A 16921-nucleotide genomic window follows, 5' to 3' on the forward strand; every position below is an offset into this window, starting at 1 on the left:
CTTCCTTATTTTGCATCGTACCAAGTTGGACCGTAAGAATAATCAACTTTCAGCGGAACTGCGAGTTCAATTGCATGCTCCATTACTTCTGGTACAAGCTTCTCTAATTTTTCAATTTCTTCTTTTGGTGCTTCAAATATTAATTCATCGTGTACTTGCAATAGAAGACGTGCTTGTAATCCTTCTTCTTCTAAACGATCTGCCATAATAATCATCGCTTTTTTAATAATATCTGCTGCAGTACCTTGAATTGGTGTATTCATAGCTGTACGCTCAGCAAAGCTACGCAAGTTGAAATTACGACTCGTAATTTCCGGAATGTAACGGCGGCGATTTAATAATGTAGCCACATACCCTTTTTGTTTCGCATCTTTTACGATGTCATCCATGTATTCTTGTACACCAGGGAAACTTTCTAAATACTTTTCAATAAATTCCGCTGCTGCTTTTCTTGTAATTCCTAAGTTTTGTGAAAGACCATAATCACTAATACCATACACAATTCCGAAGTTAACAGCTTTCGCTTGTCGTCTCATATTTGAAGTTACTTCATCTTTTTCAACGCCAAATACATCCATAGCTGTTTTCGTATGAATATCCATGTCATGTTGGAACGCTTCAACTAGCCCTTTATCATTTGCAATATGAGCTAATACACGAAGTTCAATTTGCGAATAATCTGCCGCGTACATAATCCATCCTTCTTCTGATGGAACGAATGCCTGACGAATCTTTCTTCCTTCTTCTAGTCGAATCGGGATATTTTGCAAGTTTGGATCCGTTGAACTTAATCGGCCCGTTTGCGTTAATACTTGATTGAAACGAGTATGAATTTTAGATGAATCTTCATGTACAACTTTTAATAAACCTTCAATATAAGTTGAATTTAGTTTCCCTAATTGACGGTAATGTAAAATGTTTGGAATAATTTCATGGTGATCCATCAGCTTGTCTAGTACATCAGCTGACGTAGAATAACCTGTTTTCGTCTTCTTAATAACCGGTAAGTTTAAATTCTCAAACAGAATAACACCAAGTTGCTTCGGTGAATTAATATTAAATTCTCTTCCCGCCAGCTTATAAATTTCCTGTTCCATCTCCTTTAATCTACCGGCAAGTTCTTCTCCCATATTACGAAGACGTTCTGTATCAACTTTTACACCTTTTACTTCCATATCAGCTAATACACGTGCAAGTGGTAATTCTAACTCTGTAAACAGTTCATATTGCTCATTCTTTTCTAACTCTTCAACGAACGTTTGCTTCACATCATATAATACATGCACTTTACGAGCTACATGCTCCGCTACTATCTCTAGCTCTGGAACAGCACGCTTCGCACCTTTTCCGTAAACTTCTTCATCGGATTTCACAGCATGCGTTTCTTTCATTTTCGCTACAGTACGGAAATCTTTATCTGTATCAGCCGGATCAAGTAAATAAGCAGCAATTAATAAATCAAAGTCAATCCCTTGCATATCTATACCGTTCCATTTCAGTGCAACGATCGCACGCTTCGCATCAAATGTATACTTTCTCATTTCTCCATCTGCAAGCCACTCTTTAAAAGCATCTGACTTAAGAGCAATGTCTGTCTGAATAAAGTAACATCCGTTTTCATTTTGAATACCGAAACCTTGAATGTCTGCTTTATGATAATTATCTTCTTGTACTTCAACGATAAGCGCACTATCTTGTTGAAGCATTTCTTCTGTAACTTCTTCCACGATATCAAATGTAATATCATCTAATTCAGCTGGAGCCGTTTCTTCTGGCGTAACACCTAATTTATTTAAAAGAGATGTGAATCCTAAATTCTCGAACATTGGAATGACATCACTTGCTTCATACCCTTTATACTCCATATCATCCACATGCACAGTAATCGGCGCATCTGTAATAATCGTTGCAAGATCTTTACTCATAAGAGCTTGCTCTTTATTTGCTTCCAGCTTTTCTTTTAATTTCTTCCCGCTTACTTGATCTATATTTTCATACACTTCTTCAACTGTTCCAAACTGTGTTAACAATTTAATCGCCGTTTTTTCACCAACTCCTGGTACACCTGGAATATTATCTGATTGGTCTCCCATTAAGCCTTTCATATCGATAATTTGCTTTGGTGATAAGCTGTATTTCTCAAATAAAGCTTCTTTCGTATATTCATCTACTTCCGTAATCCCTTTTCTAGGAATGCATACAAGCGTGTTATCAGAAACAAGTTGAAGTAAATCTTTATCTCCTGAAATAACTTTTACACTAGCTCCTTGTTCACTCGCTTCTTTCGCTAGCGTTCCCATAATGTCATCCGCTTCATAATTTTCTAATTCATAACGCGGTACGTTGAATGCATCGAGCATCTCACGAATAAACGGGAATTGCTCTGATAACTCAGGTGGAGTCTTTTGACGTCCTCCTTTATACTCACTATATGTTTTATGACGGAATGTCGTTTTACCCGCATCAAATGCTACTAACATGTGCGTCGGTTTTTCTTCCTCTAATATTCTCATTAACATCATTGTAAAACCGTAAATTGCGTTCGTATGTATACCCTTGTCGTTATTTAAAAGCGGTAGTGCAAAGAAAGCACGATACGCGATATTATTACCATCTACTAATACGACCTTTTTTTCCAAATCAGAAACCTCCCCATACAAATTTGAAATGATTTTTTTCACAGAAAAAAACCGTTTCTTTCCTCTCTCTATATTAACATGACTAATAGAGAGAAGAAAAATAACGGTTATTTTCTTTCATATATAAAACAGACTTATATTGGCATAAAGGGAAGTGACGAGAACAGCTTAACTATTCTCGTCCAAAGTTACTCCTTGGATGAAGGGGTTTTCATGTATTATATTAACAGAGCTTTATTAATATTTAATTAAGCCATTGTTAATATATTGTAAACATCCTTCATCCTATTTTTCAGTTGCTGATTTTGGTAAAACAACTGTAAATGTTGTCCCTTCCCCAACTTCACTATCCACTGTAATCGTACCGTGATGCGCCTCGACTAAATGCTTTACAATTGATAATCCAAGGCCTGTACCACCAGTATTTCTACTTCTCGCTTTATCCACTCGGTAAAAGCGTTCAAAAATACGTGGAATTTCATCTTTACTAATACCAATTCCAGTATCTGATACTTTTATATAAGCATTATATTTATCTTCTGCTAATTCTACAGAAACAACGCCTCCAGCCGGTGTATATACGATTGCGTTATTCATTAAATTAATAAAGATTTGCTGCAAACGACTTGGATCTCCAATGACAGAGACACGTTTTAGCGTAGTTACTTGTAAAGAGATTTCTTTTTCTCCCGCTTTATTATCAAGCACCATATGAATATCTTCAAGAAGTCCCTTCATATCAACGGTCCCCATACTCAATTTAAATCCTTGTTGCTCAATCTTTGATAAATCTAATAAATCTTCAATTAATCCTTGCATACGTTCACTTTCTTTTAAAATAATATGCAAGAAATGCTCGCAGAATTTTTTATTATCCATAGCACCGTCTAAAAGTGTTTCTGAAAAACCTTTAATAGAAGTAATCGGCGTTTTTAGTTCATGAGAAACATTCGCTAAAAAGTCTTTTCTCATTTGTTCTAACTTTTTCAGCTCAGTAATGTCATGGAATACAAGGACAATCCCTTTCCATTCATGGTTCGTCCCGATAATCGGTGCTCCATATACTTCGAAATGCTTTCGCTCAATGCCAAGTGGCAATAACATTTGTTTGCGCACTTTCACTTCTGTCATAAAAATTTCTTCCACAAGCTCTATAATTTCCGGATGATGAAACGACTCATAATATAAACGATCTAAATATTCTTCATCTGTGACGTGGAAAGTTTCCTTATACGAACGGTTTACAAGGTTGATATAACCGCGGCTATCAATTAAAATCATTCCACTTCCCATATTTTCAATTAACGTATGCAGACGATCTTGTTGCATTTCTTGCTCAAGTGTCATCTCTTGTAAATTACGAGCTAAAATATTAATCGCTTTACTTAACATTCCCGTTTCATCCGAATGACTTTCATAAGCGCGCGCTTTATAATTCCCCTTCGCTAATTCGATGGCAACTTTCGTAACGGATTCAATCGGCCTAATATATTGCCCTGTAATTTTCATACCTAAAAATACGACGACGAGACACGCGATAACAAATCCGATAATTAATAATCCCCACGTTTTTTGATGAACGTCTTTCAAAGGCTCAATTGTGCTCTTCACCAAAATGTATCCTTGTTTCCCTGCTACATCTTGCACGAACACCGCATGGTAAAATTCGTTATTCTGATCTGTTTCTTTCGTAATGACTTTATTTCTTTGTTTCGTTGTTTCAGAAGTAAGTTCTTTCATTATCCCTTGGCTAAACGCAGACTGTTCGCCTCCGCTATATTGAACCTTCTTTTTTTCATCTACAAATGCAATAGAAGCCTGTATTTTTTCTTCTAACTTCTCAAATACATATGGATTTTTTAAAACATCATCAAAACCTTGTTCTTCTGCTAATACCGCAACATACTCTGTCTCTTTTACCATTCTCTCTTTCGCATGATCTATATAATAGTTTTCAAACACGGTCTCCAGCAATAAACCGAGTCCGACTAAAATAAAAACAATAAGAGAAACAAATGTAAAAAGAAGCCTGGAACGAAATTTATTCATCCCCTTTTGGCTCCTCTAATTTATATCCTAAACCACGTATCGTTTTAATGTACGTCGGTTTTTTCGTATTTTGTTCAATTTTATCGCGTAAATGGCTAATATGAACGTCAACAATTCGTGTATCACCAGCGAAATCATAATTCCATACAGCACTTAATAATTGATCACGCGTCAACACGCGACTCTTATTTTTCGCAAGATAAACAAGTAGTTCAAATTCTTTTGGTGTTAATTCAAGCTTTCTTCCTTGGAAATAAGCCTCATAAAACTCTGGTAAAATTTTAAGTTCAGCAATTGTAATGCTCTCTTCATCAGACGATTCTGTAACTTGCTCTTCTTGTTGTAATTTCGTGCGGCGTAAAATTGCCTTCACACGCGCAACAACTTCCCTTGGGCTAAATGGCTTCGTCATATAATCATCTGCCCCAAGTTCAAGACCTAGCACCTTATCAAATTCATCATCTTTTGCTGTTAACATTAAAATCGGCGTCATAACGCGCTGCAATCGTAATTCTTTACATACTTCCATACCATCCATTTTTGGAAGCATTAAATCTAATATAATTAAATCTGGACGTTCTGTTGTCGCTTTTTGAAGCGCCATTTCTCCATCCATCGCTGTTATCACTTCAAAACCAGCTTGTTGTAAATTAAATTCGATTAAAGTTAAGATAAACTCCTCATCATCAACTACTAAAATACGATTGTTCATTCTTTTCCTCCAAGTTATAGACTTGAAACCTTCTTCATCCTAGTATTTTCCCCGTTATTCTCATCATACTAGAAAACAAGGTCCCTCTCAATATAATTGTCTATACATGGAGCTCATTTGTACTAACACTTCGAAAATAAAACCAATTAAAACTTCATCCCCTCTCAGCGCTCCAAACTCGATAGATGAATCTACCTTTTTCAAAATGTTTTTCCGTACAAACCGTAAACTCCCTCTCCTGGGCTAAGAAAAAAGAAAGAGCATACGCTATTTTATAATCTAGCGTTTCATACCCATCAAATACTCTTCCATGCATTTCATTCGCAACCCCGTCCGCCCACACTTCAGCCTCTCTCATCGTTTCAAAGATAACCTCTTCTCTTCTCTTTTCCATCTCACCTTAAAAATCACTCCTTTCATTGACTTACATTAACAATTTATATATTGTAAATTTTAATATATAGATATAAACAATGTGGAGGTCTATTATGCGACTAGTACTACCTATTCTATCTTTACTAGTAACGTGCATTCTTACATTCAACGCCCCAAGCTGGGATACGATTAAAACAGGTTGTTCAGATTTCGCTCAAGGATTTACTGAAGGATTCTTCAATTAAAAATAGCGCTAGCTCCTTTATGAAAGGTATGCTAGCGCTATTCATATTTTCATGTTTTAAAAATTATCTAATGCTTTCTCCATAATAGAAACTGATTTGAAAGGGGGCGTTACTGTTAAGGAACCTTTTACAACCGTTTCTCCTTTTTCATCATGAGCAGATACAAGCATATCAATTGTATGTTCCTCCTCAGAAACAGCCACTACTTCAAAGTGGATTTGTAACGTTTCATAATGGTGAACATGCTTCACGAACGTAAGGTCCTTTCTCGTAATATGACTACCTGGACCTGGTAAATATTTCGTAACTGCCGTTGTAATCATTCCAGTTAGCATAATGCTTGGTACAATCGGCTTTTCATACGGAGTTTGGGATGCGTAATCATGCTGAATATATAATGGATTGGCATCATTTGTTAACCCTAAGTACAATAACAAATCTTTATCCTCAATTTTTTCAGTGATAGATAATTTCTCTCCTACTGTAATTTCATCCATTTTACGACCGATTTGAACTTTTTTCTTTAACATGTTACAACCCCCTCCGATTTTTTCACCTTATTATCCTACGAAAAGCGATACCTGATCCGAAATTTACTATGATGAGGGCAATGTATAGTATAAATCTACAGTTTCATTATAGGATATTACAAATGATAGCGTTTTCATGTTATTTCAAAAAAACATTTGTATAAATAGTAGAAAAAGATTCGGGGCCCCGAATCTTTTTCTACTTCTATTTCATTATTAAACAAGAACTTTCATAACGTTACGTACAGATTCTACAGAGCGATCTAACGCCTCTTTTTCATCTGCAAGAAGTTCTAATTCAATAATTTTTTCAATTCCGTTACCACCAAGAATTACTGGTACCCCTAAGTAAAGATCGCTATAACCATATTCACCTTCAAGGTACGCAATAGCCGGTAATACACGGCGTTGATCTTTTAAGATTGCTTCTGTCATTTCAACTAAAGAAGCAGCTGGTGCGTAATATGCACTACCGTTTCCTAATAAGCCTACAATCTCACCGCCACCTTTACGGGTACGTTCTACGATTGCTTCTAAACGCTCTTTCGGAATTAACGTTTCTAACGGAATGCCACCTGCATAAGAATAACGTACAAGAGGTACCATATCGTCACCGTGTCCACCAAGAACAAATCCTGTAATGTCTTTCACAGAAAGATTTAATTCTTGAGCGATGAATGTACGGAAACGAGCTGTATCTAATACGCCCGATTGACCGATAACACGCTCTTTCGGGAATCCCGCTTCTTTAAATACAGAATATGTCATTGCATCAACTGGATTTGTTAATACAACAATAATTGCATTTGGTGAATGTTTTGCAATGTCGCGCGTAATACTTTTCATAATTTTAGAGTTTGTTGCTACTAAGTCATCACGGCTCATACCAGGCTTACGCGCAATACCTGCTGTAATCACAACAACGTCAGAATCAGCAGTATCTGCGTAATCAGATGTTCCAATAATGTTAGCATCAAAACCTTGTACTGGGCTCGCTTCTAACATATCTAACGCTTTCCCTTTTGTTGGATTTTCCAGTTGTGGAATGTCCACTAATACAACATCTGCAAGTTCTTTTTGTGCTAATAAGAATGCTGTTGTTGCTCCTGTAAATCCTGCACCGATGACTGAAACTTTCTTGCGTTTGATTGTCATAATTTACCCCCCGCTTTAATTATGCGTTTTTGATTATCGCTACATCCATGTTTTTAATAAGTTCATTAGCGAACTCAGAACATTTCACTTCTGTTGCACCTTCCATTAAGCGTGCGAAATCATAAGTCACTACTTTTGAAGCAATTGTTTTCTCAACTGAAGCAGTTACTAATTTCGCAGCTTCGTTCCATCCTAAGTGCTCTAATAATAATACACCAGAAAGAAGAACTGAAGATGGGTTTACTTTATCTAAACCTGCATATTTTGGAGCTGTACCGTGTGTAGCTTCAAAGATAGCATGTCCAGTCACATAGTTAATGTTTGCACCAGGTGCAATACCAATTCCACCTACTTGTGCAGCAAGTGCATCAGAGATGTAGTCTCCGTTTAAGTTCATTGTTGCAACAACATCGAACTCACGTGGACGAGTTAAAATTTGTTGTAAGAAGATGTCTGCAATAGAATCTTTTACGATGATTTTTCCAGCCACTTCAGCGTCTGCCATCGCTTTATTCGCTGCATCTTTTCCATCTTTCTCAACGATACGATCATATTCAGCCCAAGTAAATACTTTGTCGCCGAATTCTTGTTCCGCTACTTCGTAACCCCAGTTTTTGAAAGCACCTTCTGTAAATTTCATAATGTTTCCTTTATGAACTAATGTAACAGAAGAGCGTTTTTCGTTAATTGCATATTGAATTGCAGCACGAACAAGACGCTTTGTCCCTTCTTCTGAGATTGGCTTAATACCAATACCAGATGTTTCTGGGAAGCGAATTTTATTCACACCCATTGCTTCTTTTAAGAAAGTAAGAACTTTTTCTGCTTCTGGAGATCCTTGCGCATATTCAATTCCAGCATAAATGTCTTCTGTATTTTCACGGAAAATAACCATATCAGTATCTTCCGGACGCTTTACAGGTGAAGGAACACCTTCAAAATAACGAACTGGACGTAGACATACATATAAATCTAATTCTTGACGAAGTGCTACGTTTAGAGAACGAATACCACCGCCAACTGGAGTTGTAAGTGGACCTTTAATCGCGATTAAATATTCACGAATTAAATTTAAAGTTTCTTCTGGTAACCACTCGCCTGTTTGGTTGAATGCTTTTTCCCCTGCAAGCACTTCTTTCCAAACGATTTTCTTCTCACCATCATAAGCTTTTTCAACTGCTGCTTCTAGTACACGAGATGCAGCTGCCCAAATATCAGGACCAATTCCATCTCCTTCAATAAATGGAATAATCGGATTGTTTGGTACATTCATAACACCATTAGTTACAGTAATTTTTTCACCTGTCGTCAATGTGATAACCCCCATGTTTGAAATTTCATATGTATGAAACTGAGGGAATAACCCCTCAGTTCAAACCGTTATTCAAATTAAAATATTCTAATCATTACATCTTTCCGAAAAAATCAGACTTTTGAAAGCGTATTTTCACTATCAAAATAGTGTTATTCGCTTATCGTTGTGCAATCGGAACATAAACTTGATGTGTTGGTCCATTATAATCAGCACGCGGACGGATTAAACGGTTATTTTCATATTGTTCTAGAATATGAGCTAACCAGCCTGACATACGGCTAATTGCAAAAATAGGTGTAAATAAGTCATGGTCAATTCCTAAACAATGGTATACAGAAGCTGAATAGAAATCAACATTTGGTGGAAGACCTTTTTCTTTTGTTACAATGTCTTCAATTTTGATAGACATATTATACCATTTCTCTTCTCCTAAAAGCACGCATAATCTCTTAGACATTTCGCGTAAATGTTTTGCACGTGGATCACCATGCTCATATACACGGTGGCCAAAGCCCATAATTTTCACTTTATTTTGAAGAGCATTATGAATATATGATTCTACATTTTCTTCTTCGCCAATTTCAGTTAACATCTTCATTACATTTTCATTTGCCCCGCCGTGAAGAGGACCTTTTAACGCACCGATTGCTGCTGTAATACCAGAATATACATCTGAAAGTGTAGCTACACAAACGCGTGCAGTAAATGTAGAAGCGTTTAACTCATGATCTGCGTGAAGTACAAGCGCCTTATCAAAAGCTTCAATTTCAACTTCATTTGGCTCGCGATCATTTAACATGTACAAGAAGTTTGCAGCTAATGATAAATCATTTCTAGGCTCAACAACATCTAAGCCTTTACGGATTCTTGCGTAAGCAGCAACTAAAGTTCCTACTTGAGCCTGTAATTTAACCGCTTTCAAATAATTGGACTTTTCATCCATAATTTCAGCGCTCTCATCGTATAATGATAGCATGGAAATTGCAGTTCGTAAAACAGACATCGGATGTGCGATTTTTAAATCTACTTGTTTCAAATATGCTAAAATCTCACCTGGAACTTTATAGTATTCCGATACAATTTCCTTAAATTCCGCTAGTTCTTGCTCGTTAGGAAGCTTGCGATGCCATAATAAGTACACTACTTCTTCAAATGTAGCATTCTCAGCTAAATCATCAATATTATACCCAACATAAGTTAATGTATCATCAATAATAGAGCTCACAGATGATGTTGTTGCTACTACCCCTTCTAAACCTCGAATAACAGTCATGACATTCTCTCCTTTTCCTGAAAATTCTCCCAACCTTGCTCCTTATATCTATTTGCTCCCCTTTTGAATTATGAACGCCCGTTCACTCTTTAGGCAAGCAAAATGCACGATCATGCAAATTTGTTGCGATGTTCCCCTCTTATTGTCCATTGTTTACATGGAAAGCATGAGCGTGAATGTCTCCCCGAATCCTCACGCTCAAAACAACAAGTTAGTGAGGAAAATGAATTCCGAAGAGTTTTATGATAAAAACAACATAAAGCAATATCATTATAAAATTGTTTTATGTTGTTTTTATTTTATCTGGTGTAAAGTCTCTGCTGTTATGTAACTTTTCAAAGTTTCTAATCCTATTATAAACAATTATCTGACTTTTGTGAACAGAAAGAATTCAAAAATTTTATATTACTATAAAATTCTTTATTTAAACATCTGTATAATACTCATAACTGCATAGGCAATTCCAGCACCAATTAATGGACCTACAGCGACCCCATTAAATAAAGCAACTGCTATAATTGTCCCGAAAACGAGTGCAGTTGTAATATGAGGATCTGTCGTTAATAATTGTACGCCACCTTTCGCTAACAGAGCAACTGCTACCCCTGAAGCTAAAGCAATCCATGCATAATACGATTTCGCTGCTTCCCCAAGTTGTTTAAAACCTATTTCCCCCGTTGCAATCGGTACGAGTACTGCTATTGTAATAACCGTAACACCGAGGTTAATCCCTTTCGTTTGTAGATAAGGGAAGACTTTATCTCCTAGAAACGTAAATTTCAATAGAAATAACACACCAATAGCTACAGTAAGCGATTGGTTTTTCGCAATAAGTCCTATAATAAGTAGTATGAATAAAAATAACGTTGACTGACTAATCATGTTTGCACTTCCTTTCTGAAAATAATGAACTCATTTCCAAACAAAAATACCTTTAAACCTATCGTTATACATGCTATATCGATGCCTATCCAACATGAATCACTTCATTTTTTATGCATTTTAAAATGAAAAACTGAGACTTTCACCATACAAATGTAAGCATGTATACATTTTAAAAAACGGGCGTCTCTCCTTTCTTTTCTAATTAGAAACAGGTAAAATAAAAAGAAGAGAAAATGAAGTTTTTACCATATAGTAGAAGCATCAACACCAAGCTTTCACAGTCACTCACGTACTGAAAAAGCAGGAAAAATCCATCATTCCACTATAACATAAAGTGAAACTTTAATCAGTGGGGCATTTTCCACTGATTATTAGCCTTCACCAATCGGGCTTTTACGGACAGTTTATCTCCATGTAACTCCTTTGATACAGCTGCACTTCGGGCAGGAGATTTACTGCCCGTTAAAGCGGGGTAAAGTGAAACTTTAATCAGTGGGGCACACTCGTTATAAGTTGAACGAATTAGGATAATCCAAATTGGAATGGGAGGTATACATCTTTGAATCGAAACTTACTATATATGATATTGCGACTCATATTTGTCATTGTAGCTACGGTAGCCGGGTTCTATGCATTACTATATATGTCAGGACTTATCTATCCTTTTATTATCGCTTTCGCATTTGCTTATTTGATTAATCCTGTCGTCAATTTTCTTAATCAAAAACTACAATTTCCTCGCGCACTCGCAGTACTCGTTAGCTTAATTCTCGTATTTGGAGCTATCGTCGGACTCGTTACATACCTTGTAACAGAAGCAATATCTGCTACAACATACTTACTACAACTTGTTACAGTAAAATTTCCGGATATCGTTGCATTCGCTCAGCAGTTTGCACTTAATCATATTATGCCTCTCTATGATGATTTAATTTCTAAATTTAATCATCTTGGGGAACCACAGCGCTATACGATTACACAAAACATTCAAAACTTAGGAACTGAAGCAACGACGCAAATGAAAGAACTTTTAACCGCTATTATAAGCGGGTTAACAAATTTTATTAGTGCACTACCAACTACTTTAACTGTACTTGTTTTCGTTTTATTAGCCACTTTCTTCATTAGTTACGATTGGCATCGTCTTGCTCAGAAGGTAAGAAAGTTTTTGCCCAACCGTGTTCATGGCTATGGAAAAACTATTTTTGTGGATTTAAGAAAAGCTTTATTCGGTTTTGTTAAAGCACAACTTACACTCGTATCTATGACAACTGTTATTGTATTAATCGGACTTTTAATATTACGCGTACCATACGCCATTACTATCGCGATTATTACAGGGGTTGTAGATTTACTCCCGTATTTAGGAACAGGAGCTGTCTTCGTTCCTTGGGTTATATACGTATTTTTCACTGGCGACACTGCTTTCGCCATCGGTCTTCTCATTTTATACATCGTCGTGATTGTCCAAAGACAAATTATGGAGCCAAAGGTACTTTCATCTAATATCGGCCTTGATCCATTAGCAACACTGATTGCTCTATTTGTCGGCTTTAAGCTCTTTGGCTTCTTAGGATTAATCATCGGTCCAGTCACCTTAGTACTACTTAATACATTACACAAAGCTCGTGTATTCCATGATTTGTGGAAATATATTAAAGGCTCACCTTCAAAATAATAGTTTCTAATTCATACACAACAAAAAACTTACATGTAATCAGTGGGAAATTCCCACTGATTATTCCTTGTACTTATTTTTCATACTCATTACATAAAACAAGAGAATTGCACTCAAAAAAGATAATTCTCTTGTTTTTTTGCATAAAAAAACGCATATTTCGTGGTGTTTTTACATATTTATTCTGTTATCATTATAATTATTACTTACATTTATTACTTTTTATGTAAATGAATAAATATACAAAATGGCATAAAATGAGACTTAAACTGACCGTTTGCCTATTCTTATTTAACTTTTTTCATTCCAATTCATTCTTTTTTACATACAAAAACAATCTTAAGTTCAGATTCCCACTTTAAACACACTAATTCAGAGTTAACAACTCCCCAAATCACATATCCAATCGAAAAAATACACAACAAATACAACAAAGTAAAACTTTAATCTACAAGGATCCTATCCCCATCGATTATTAACCGTCACATTCGCCGCATGTTAAAACACATCTTTCATTAACTGAACTTTAACCACCCTCTCATCCTTTTACAGACAAAAAAATAGTGCTTAGATCGCTATAATCTAAGCACTATTTCTGCACAATAATAGTTGAGTTTTTTCTAAACTTCCATTCCATCCACTTCATAACAAACGGCTTCAATACAGCCCTCGTCACAGGGACAACAAAGATGAAACCTATTATATCCGTTACATATCCAGGAAGTACTAAAAGAATACCTCCTATAAAGATAAAAATACCATCTAAGACCGCTGCTCCTGGCATTTCTCCTCTATTCAACTTAGATTGAATCTCTCCAAGCACTTTAAACCCTTGTCTTTTCGCCAAATATACACCTACAACGCCTGTAAATACGATCATAGCGAACGTAGACCACAAACCTATTACATGACTCGACCCAATTAAGACTGTAATCTCAATAGCCGGTATTAAAATAAACAAGAATAGTAACCACTTCATAGTTCTACACTCCTTTCATATCCCATCACTTTAAACACCCTCACAACGTCCATATACACCATATAAAAGCCAAACGCAATTTCCCATCAAACTTCATAATAAATAGCTTTTAAAAGCAATTTCAGACGTTTTAAGCTAATTTTACCTCATTTTTGTGTAAAAAAAAGAGAAGGACTCCGATCCTTCTCTCCGTATTACTTATAGCACTTCCGCATGTCCATTATAAACAATTCCGCGTGCTGCATCAACTGTTACTTCTTGGCCATTTTTTAAAGTTGCTGTTACGCCGTTTACACCAACGATAACAGGAATACCGATTGATACACCTACAACAGCCGCATGGCTTGTTAGACCGCCTTCTTCTACAACTAGAGCAGCAGCTTTTTCGATTGCAGGGATCATATCTTTATCAGTGCTTGTTGTAACAAGGATATCACCTTCGTTTACGTTCGCTACAGCTTCAGCAGCTGTTTTCGCTACAACTACTTTACCTTTTGCAGCTTTACGACCGATTCCTTGTCCTTTAGCAACTTCTTCACCAACAACGTGGATTTTCATTAAGTTTGTTGTACCAGTTTCAGCAACTGGAACACCAGCAGTGATTACTACAGTGTCTCCAAGTCCGATTAGACCTGCATCCATACCTGTTTGAATCGCTGTATCTAACATTTCGTCAGTAGAAGCTGCGCGCTTCTCAGCCATAAATGCTTGTACACCCCAAACAAGCGCAAGACGACGTCCTACTTGCTCGTCAGATGTTACAGCTACGATTGGAGATTTTGGACGGTATTTAGAGATCATTTTCGCAGTATATCCACTTTCTGTTGGAGCTACGATTGCAGCTACATCAAGAGCAAGTGCTGTATGCGCAACAGATTGGCTAATTGCATCTGTAATTGTTGGAGTGAACTCTTTAATACGTTTTTTGAACATATCTTCATATTGTAATGATTTTTCAACACGTACTGCAATGTTAGCCATCATTGTTACTGCTTCTACTGGGTATTGTCCAGCAGCTGTTTCACCTGAAAGCATGATTGCGTCTGTACCATCGAAGATTGCGTTAGCTACGTCACTTGCTTCCGCACGAGTTGGACGTGGGTTACGTTGCATAGAATCTAACATTTGTGTTGCAGTAATAACTGGTTTACCTAACACGTTACATTTTTTGATTAGACGTTTTTGTACTAATGGTACTTCTTCTGGTGGAATTTCTACACCCATGTCACCACGAGCTACCATTAAACCGTCAGAAACTTCTAAGATTGAATCGATATTGTCGATACCCTCTTGGTTTTCGATTTTTGGTACGATTTGGATGTATTGAGCGTTATGCTCTTCTAGTAATTCACGGATTTCTAATACGTCAGCTGCTTTACGTACGAATGAAGCTGCGATGAAATCAACTTTTTGCTCGATACCGAAGATGATATCTTTTACGTCTTTTTCAGTGATACCAGGAAGCTTAATGCTTACGTTTGGTACGTTAACACCTTTTTTATTTTTTACAGTTCCGCTGTTAAGAACTTTTGTACGGATGTTTCCGTCAGCTTTTTCGATTACTTCTAGCTCGATAAGACCATCATCGATTAGAATGCGAGAACCTGGGTTTACATCGTCATAAAGACCAGCATAAGATACAGAGAACTTCTCTGCAGTACCTAATACTTGCTCAGTAGAAATAACAACTTCTGCACCTGTTACAAGCTCAGCTTGTCCGTCTACGAAGTCGTGAGTACGGATTTCTGGACCTTTTGTATCAAGTAAGATACCAACTGTTTTACCAGTTTTCTTTGAAGCTTCACGAATGTTTTTAATACGAGCGCCGTGTTCTTCATGGCTACCATGAGAGAAGTTTAAACGAGCAACGTTCATACCTGCTTCGATTAATTGCTCTAATTTTTCAATACTTTCACTAGCAGGACCTATAGTACATACAATTTTAGTTTTACGCATATTGCACCTCCGAAAATTATGAAACCGTTCCCAAATATCCGACATTACGCCGATTAGATGGATAATTCTTTAGATAATTGATACATATCTTTATCGATTGTATGCTTTTGAGCTAACGCTTCGATAATATCATGATCAACAAGTTTGTTATCTTGAATACCTACACAACGTCCACCTTTACCAGCAATTAATAATTCAACTGCTCTTGCACCAAGACGGCTTGCTAATACACGGTCTTGTGCACTTGGTGATCCACCACGTTGTACGTGACCTAATACAGTTACGCGAGTATCAAAGTTTGTTGCTTCTTCAATGTGCTTACCGATGTCAATTGCACTTCCAACACCTTCAGCTACAACGATAATACTGTGTTTTTTACCACGTTCACTACCGCGCTTCAGACGAGCGATAACATCTTCCATGTCATACTCTTCTTCTGGAATTAAGATTGTTTCCGCACCATCAGCTAAACCAGCCCATAATGCGATATCACCAGCGTGACGTCCCATTACTTCGATAACATATGTACGTTCATGAGATGTAGCTGTGTCACGAATTTTATCAATTGCATCAATAACAGTGTTTAAAGCTGTATCGAAACCAATTGTGAAGTCTGTTCCAGGGATATCATTGTCAATTGTACCTGGTACACCAACACATGGGAATCCTTGTTCAGTTAATTTTTTAGCGCCTTGGTAAGAACCATCTCCACCAATAACAACAAGTCCTTCGATACCGTGTTTCTTTAATTGCTCGATACCTTTTAGTCGTACTTCTGGGTCTTTAAACTCAGGACATCTTGCTGTATATAATTTCGTACCACCGCGGTGGATAATATCGCCAACAGAACCTAGTTCTAATTTTTCAATGTGACCAGAAATTAATCCAGCGTATCCATGGTAAATACCATATACTTCAATATCATGGAAAATCGCTTTACGAACAACTGCACGAATGGCAGCATTCATACCAGGTGAATCTCCACCACTTGTTAATACACCAATACGTTTCATTTGTACTCACCTCATAAAGATTATTTGCCTTATAATAAAATAACACGAAAAAATATAAAAATACAATGGAGAAGATGTGTCTTTTCATAATAAAAACGTGCATTCGCGAAGTGGAAC

The 16921-nt window shown here is 36.7% G+C and carries 14 protein-coding genes; 2 read left to right on the forward strand and 12 right to left on the reverse strand.

Annotated features, from left to right (window positions below; translation table 11 throughout):
- Positions 1 to 5 precede the first annotated feature (5 nt).
- The 4 genes from polA to RTP99_RS15180 form a co-directional block, all read right to left on the reverse strand.
- Positions 6 to 2639: a DNA polymerase I gene (gene polA / locus RTP99_RS15165; RefSeq protein ID WP_000412821.1), complete on the reverse strand. Its 2634-nt coding sequence runs from the start codon at positions 2637 to 2639 to the stop codon at positions 6 to 8.
- Between the two features lie 285 nt (positions 2640 to 2924).
- On the reverse strand, positions 2925 to 4688 hold the full coding sequence (phoR, locus tag RTP99_RS15170; RefSeq protein ID WP_001032130.1) for a sensory box histidine kinase PhoR: 1764 nt from the start codon (positions 4686 to 4688) through the stop codon (positions 2925 to 2927).
- Positions 4681 to 5400, reverse strand: coding sequence for a two-component system response regulator PhoP (phoP, locus tag RTP99_RS15175; RefSeq protein WP_001065225.1), 720 nt, complete (start codon positions 5398 to 5400; stop codon positions 4681 to 4683). Before phoP ends, phoR begins: the two co-directional genes overlap by 8 nt.
- Positions 5401 to 5554: 154 nt before the next feature.
- Positions 5555 to 5794 (reverse strand): hypothetical protein, encoded by a 240-nt coding sequence (locus tag RTP99_RS15180; RefSeq protein WP_000415561.1) that lies wholly within the window; start codon positions 5792 to 5794, stop codon positions 5555 to 5557.
- Positions 5795 to 5888: 94 nt separating this feature from the next.
- Between RTP99_RS15180 and RTP99_RS15185 the strand changes: the two genes are divergently transcribed.
- Positions 5889 to 6020: a hypothetical protein gene (locus tag RTP99_RS15185; RefSeq protein WP_001241582.1), complete on the forward strand. Its 132-nt coding sequence runs from the start codon at positions 5889 to 5891 to the stop codon at positions 6018 to 6020.
- A 56-nt stretch (positions 6021 to 6076) separates the two neighbouring features.
- On the opposite strand, the gene RTP99_RS15190 is transcribed toward RTP99_RS15185, so the two are convergent.
- The 5 genes from RTP99_RS15190 to RTP99_RS15210 form a co-directional block, all read right to left on the reverse strand.
- Complete coding sequence (locus RTP99_RS15190; RefSeq protein WP_000914180.1) at positions 6077 to 6550, reverse strand: MaoC family dehydratase; 474 nt, start codon at positions 6548 to 6550, stop codon at positions 6077 to 6079.
- Positions 6551 to 6766: 216 nt separating this feature from the next.
- Positions 6767 to 7705, reverse strand: a complete 939-nt coding sequence (gene mdh / locus RTP99_RS15195) for a malate dehydrogenase (RefSeq protein ID WP_000153232.1) — start codon at positions 7703 to 7705, stop codon at positions 6767 to 6769.
- Positions 7706 to 7724: 19 nt separating this feature from the next.
- The gene (gene icd / locus RTP99_RS15200; RefSeq protein ID WP_000206903.1) at positions 7725 to 9017 is read right to left on the reverse strand and encodes an NADP-dependent isocitrate dehydrogenase; all 1293 of its coding nucleotides are present in this window, start codon (positions 9015 to 9017) and stop codon (positions 7725 to 7727) included.
- A 160-nt stretch (positions 9018 to 9177) separates the two neighbouring features.
- Positions 9178 to 10326 carry a citrate synthase gene (gene citZ / locus RTP99_RS15205; protein ID WP_000503657.1) on the reverse strand — a complete coding sequence of 383 codons (1149 nt, stop codon included), beginning with the start codon at positions 10324 to 10326 and terminating at the stop codon, positions 9178 to 9180.
- A gap of 387 nt (positions 10327 to 10713) precedes the next feature.
- Complete coding sequence (locus tag RTP99_RS15210) at positions 10714 to 11175, reverse strand: DUF441 domain-containing protein (protein WP_000625507.1); 462 nt, start codon at positions 11173 to 11175, stop codon at positions 10714 to 10716.
- Between the two features lie 562 nt (positions 11176 to 11737).
- Between RTP99_RS15210 and ytvI the strand changes: the two genes are divergently transcribed.
- A complete protein-coding gene (gene ytvI / locus RTP99_RS15215; protein WP_001081377.1) occupies positions 11738 to 12856 on the forward strand; it encodes a sporulation integral membrane protein YtvI in 1119 nt (372 codons plus the stop codon).
- A 589-nt stretch (positions 12857 to 13445) separates the two neighbouring features.
- Here ytvI and RTP99_RS15220 read toward each other — a convergent pair.
- The 3 genes from RTP99_RS15220 to pfkA all read right to left on the reverse strand — a co-directional run bounded on the left by RTP99_RS15220 (position 13446) and on the right by pfkA (position 16804).
- Positions 13446 to 13835, reverse strand: coding sequence for an FxsA family protein (locus RTP99_RS15220; RefSeq protein WP_000871623.1), 390 nt, complete (start codon positions 13833 to 13835; stop codon positions 13446 to 13448).
- Positions 13836 to 14033: 198 nt separating this feature from the next.
- Positions 14034 to 15791, reverse strand: coding sequence for a pyruvate kinase (gene pyk / locus RTP99_RS15225; RefSeq protein WP_001232661.1), 1758 nt, complete (start codon positions 15789 to 15791; stop codon positions 14034 to 14036).
- Positions 15792 to 15844: 53 nt separating this feature from the next.
- Positions 15845 to 16804, reverse strand: coding sequence for a 6-phosphofructokinase (gene pfkA / locus RTP99_RS15230; protein ID WP_000821163.1), 960 nt, complete (start codon positions 16802 to 16804; stop codon positions 15845 to 15847).
- Positions 16805 to 16921: the final 117 nt, after the last annotated feature.

This window comes from Bacillus sp. (in: firmicutes), assembly GCF_031983925.1.
Taxonomy (GTDB): domain Bacteria; phylum Bacillota; class Bacilli; order Bacillales; family Bacillaceae_G; genus Bacillus_A; species Bacillus_A pacificus.

Excerpts from the sequence above, each read along its gene's own strand:
- phoP (WP_001065225.1), bottom strand. The coding sequence starts at position 5,400 with ATGAACAATCGTATTTTAGTAGTTGATGATGAGGAGTTTATCTTAACT.
- RTP99_RS15210 (WP_000625507.1), bottom strand. The coding sequence starts at position 11,175 with ATGATTAGTCAGTCAACGTTATTTTTATTCATACTACTTATTATAGGA.
- RTP99_RS15220 (WP_000871623.1), bottom strand. The coding sequence starts at position 13,835 with ATGAAGTGGTTACTATTCTTGTTTATTTTAATACCGGCTATTGAGATT.
- RTP99_RS15190 (WP_000914180.1), bottom strand. The coding sequence starts at position 6,550 with ATGTTAAAGAAAAAAGTTCAAATCGGTCGTAAAATGGATGAAATTACA.
- RTP99_RS15185 (WP_001241582.1), top strand. The coding sequence starts at position 5,889 with ATGCGACTAGTACTACCTATTCTATCTTTACTAGTAACGTGCATTCTT.
- pyk (WP_001232661.1), bottom strand. The coding sequence starts at position 15,791 with ATGCGTAAAACTAAAATTGTATGTACTATAGGTCCTGCTAGTGAAAGT.
- pfkA (WP_000821163.1), bottom strand. The coding sequence starts at position 16,804 with ATGAAACGTATTGGTGTATTAACAAGTGGTGGAGATTCACCTGGTATG.
- mdh (WP_000153232.1), bottom strand. The coding sequence starts at position 7,705 with ATGACAATCAAACGCAAGAAAGTTTCAGTCATCGGTGCAGGATTTACA.
- RTP99_RS15180 (WP_000415561.1), bottom strand. The coding sequence starts at position 5,794 with ATGGAAAAGAGAAGAGAAGAGGTTATCTTTGAAACGATGAGAGAGGCT.
- phoR (WP_001032130.1), bottom strand. The coding sequence starts at position 4,688 with ATGAATAAATTTCGTTCCAGGCTTCTTTTTACATTTGTTTCTCTTATT.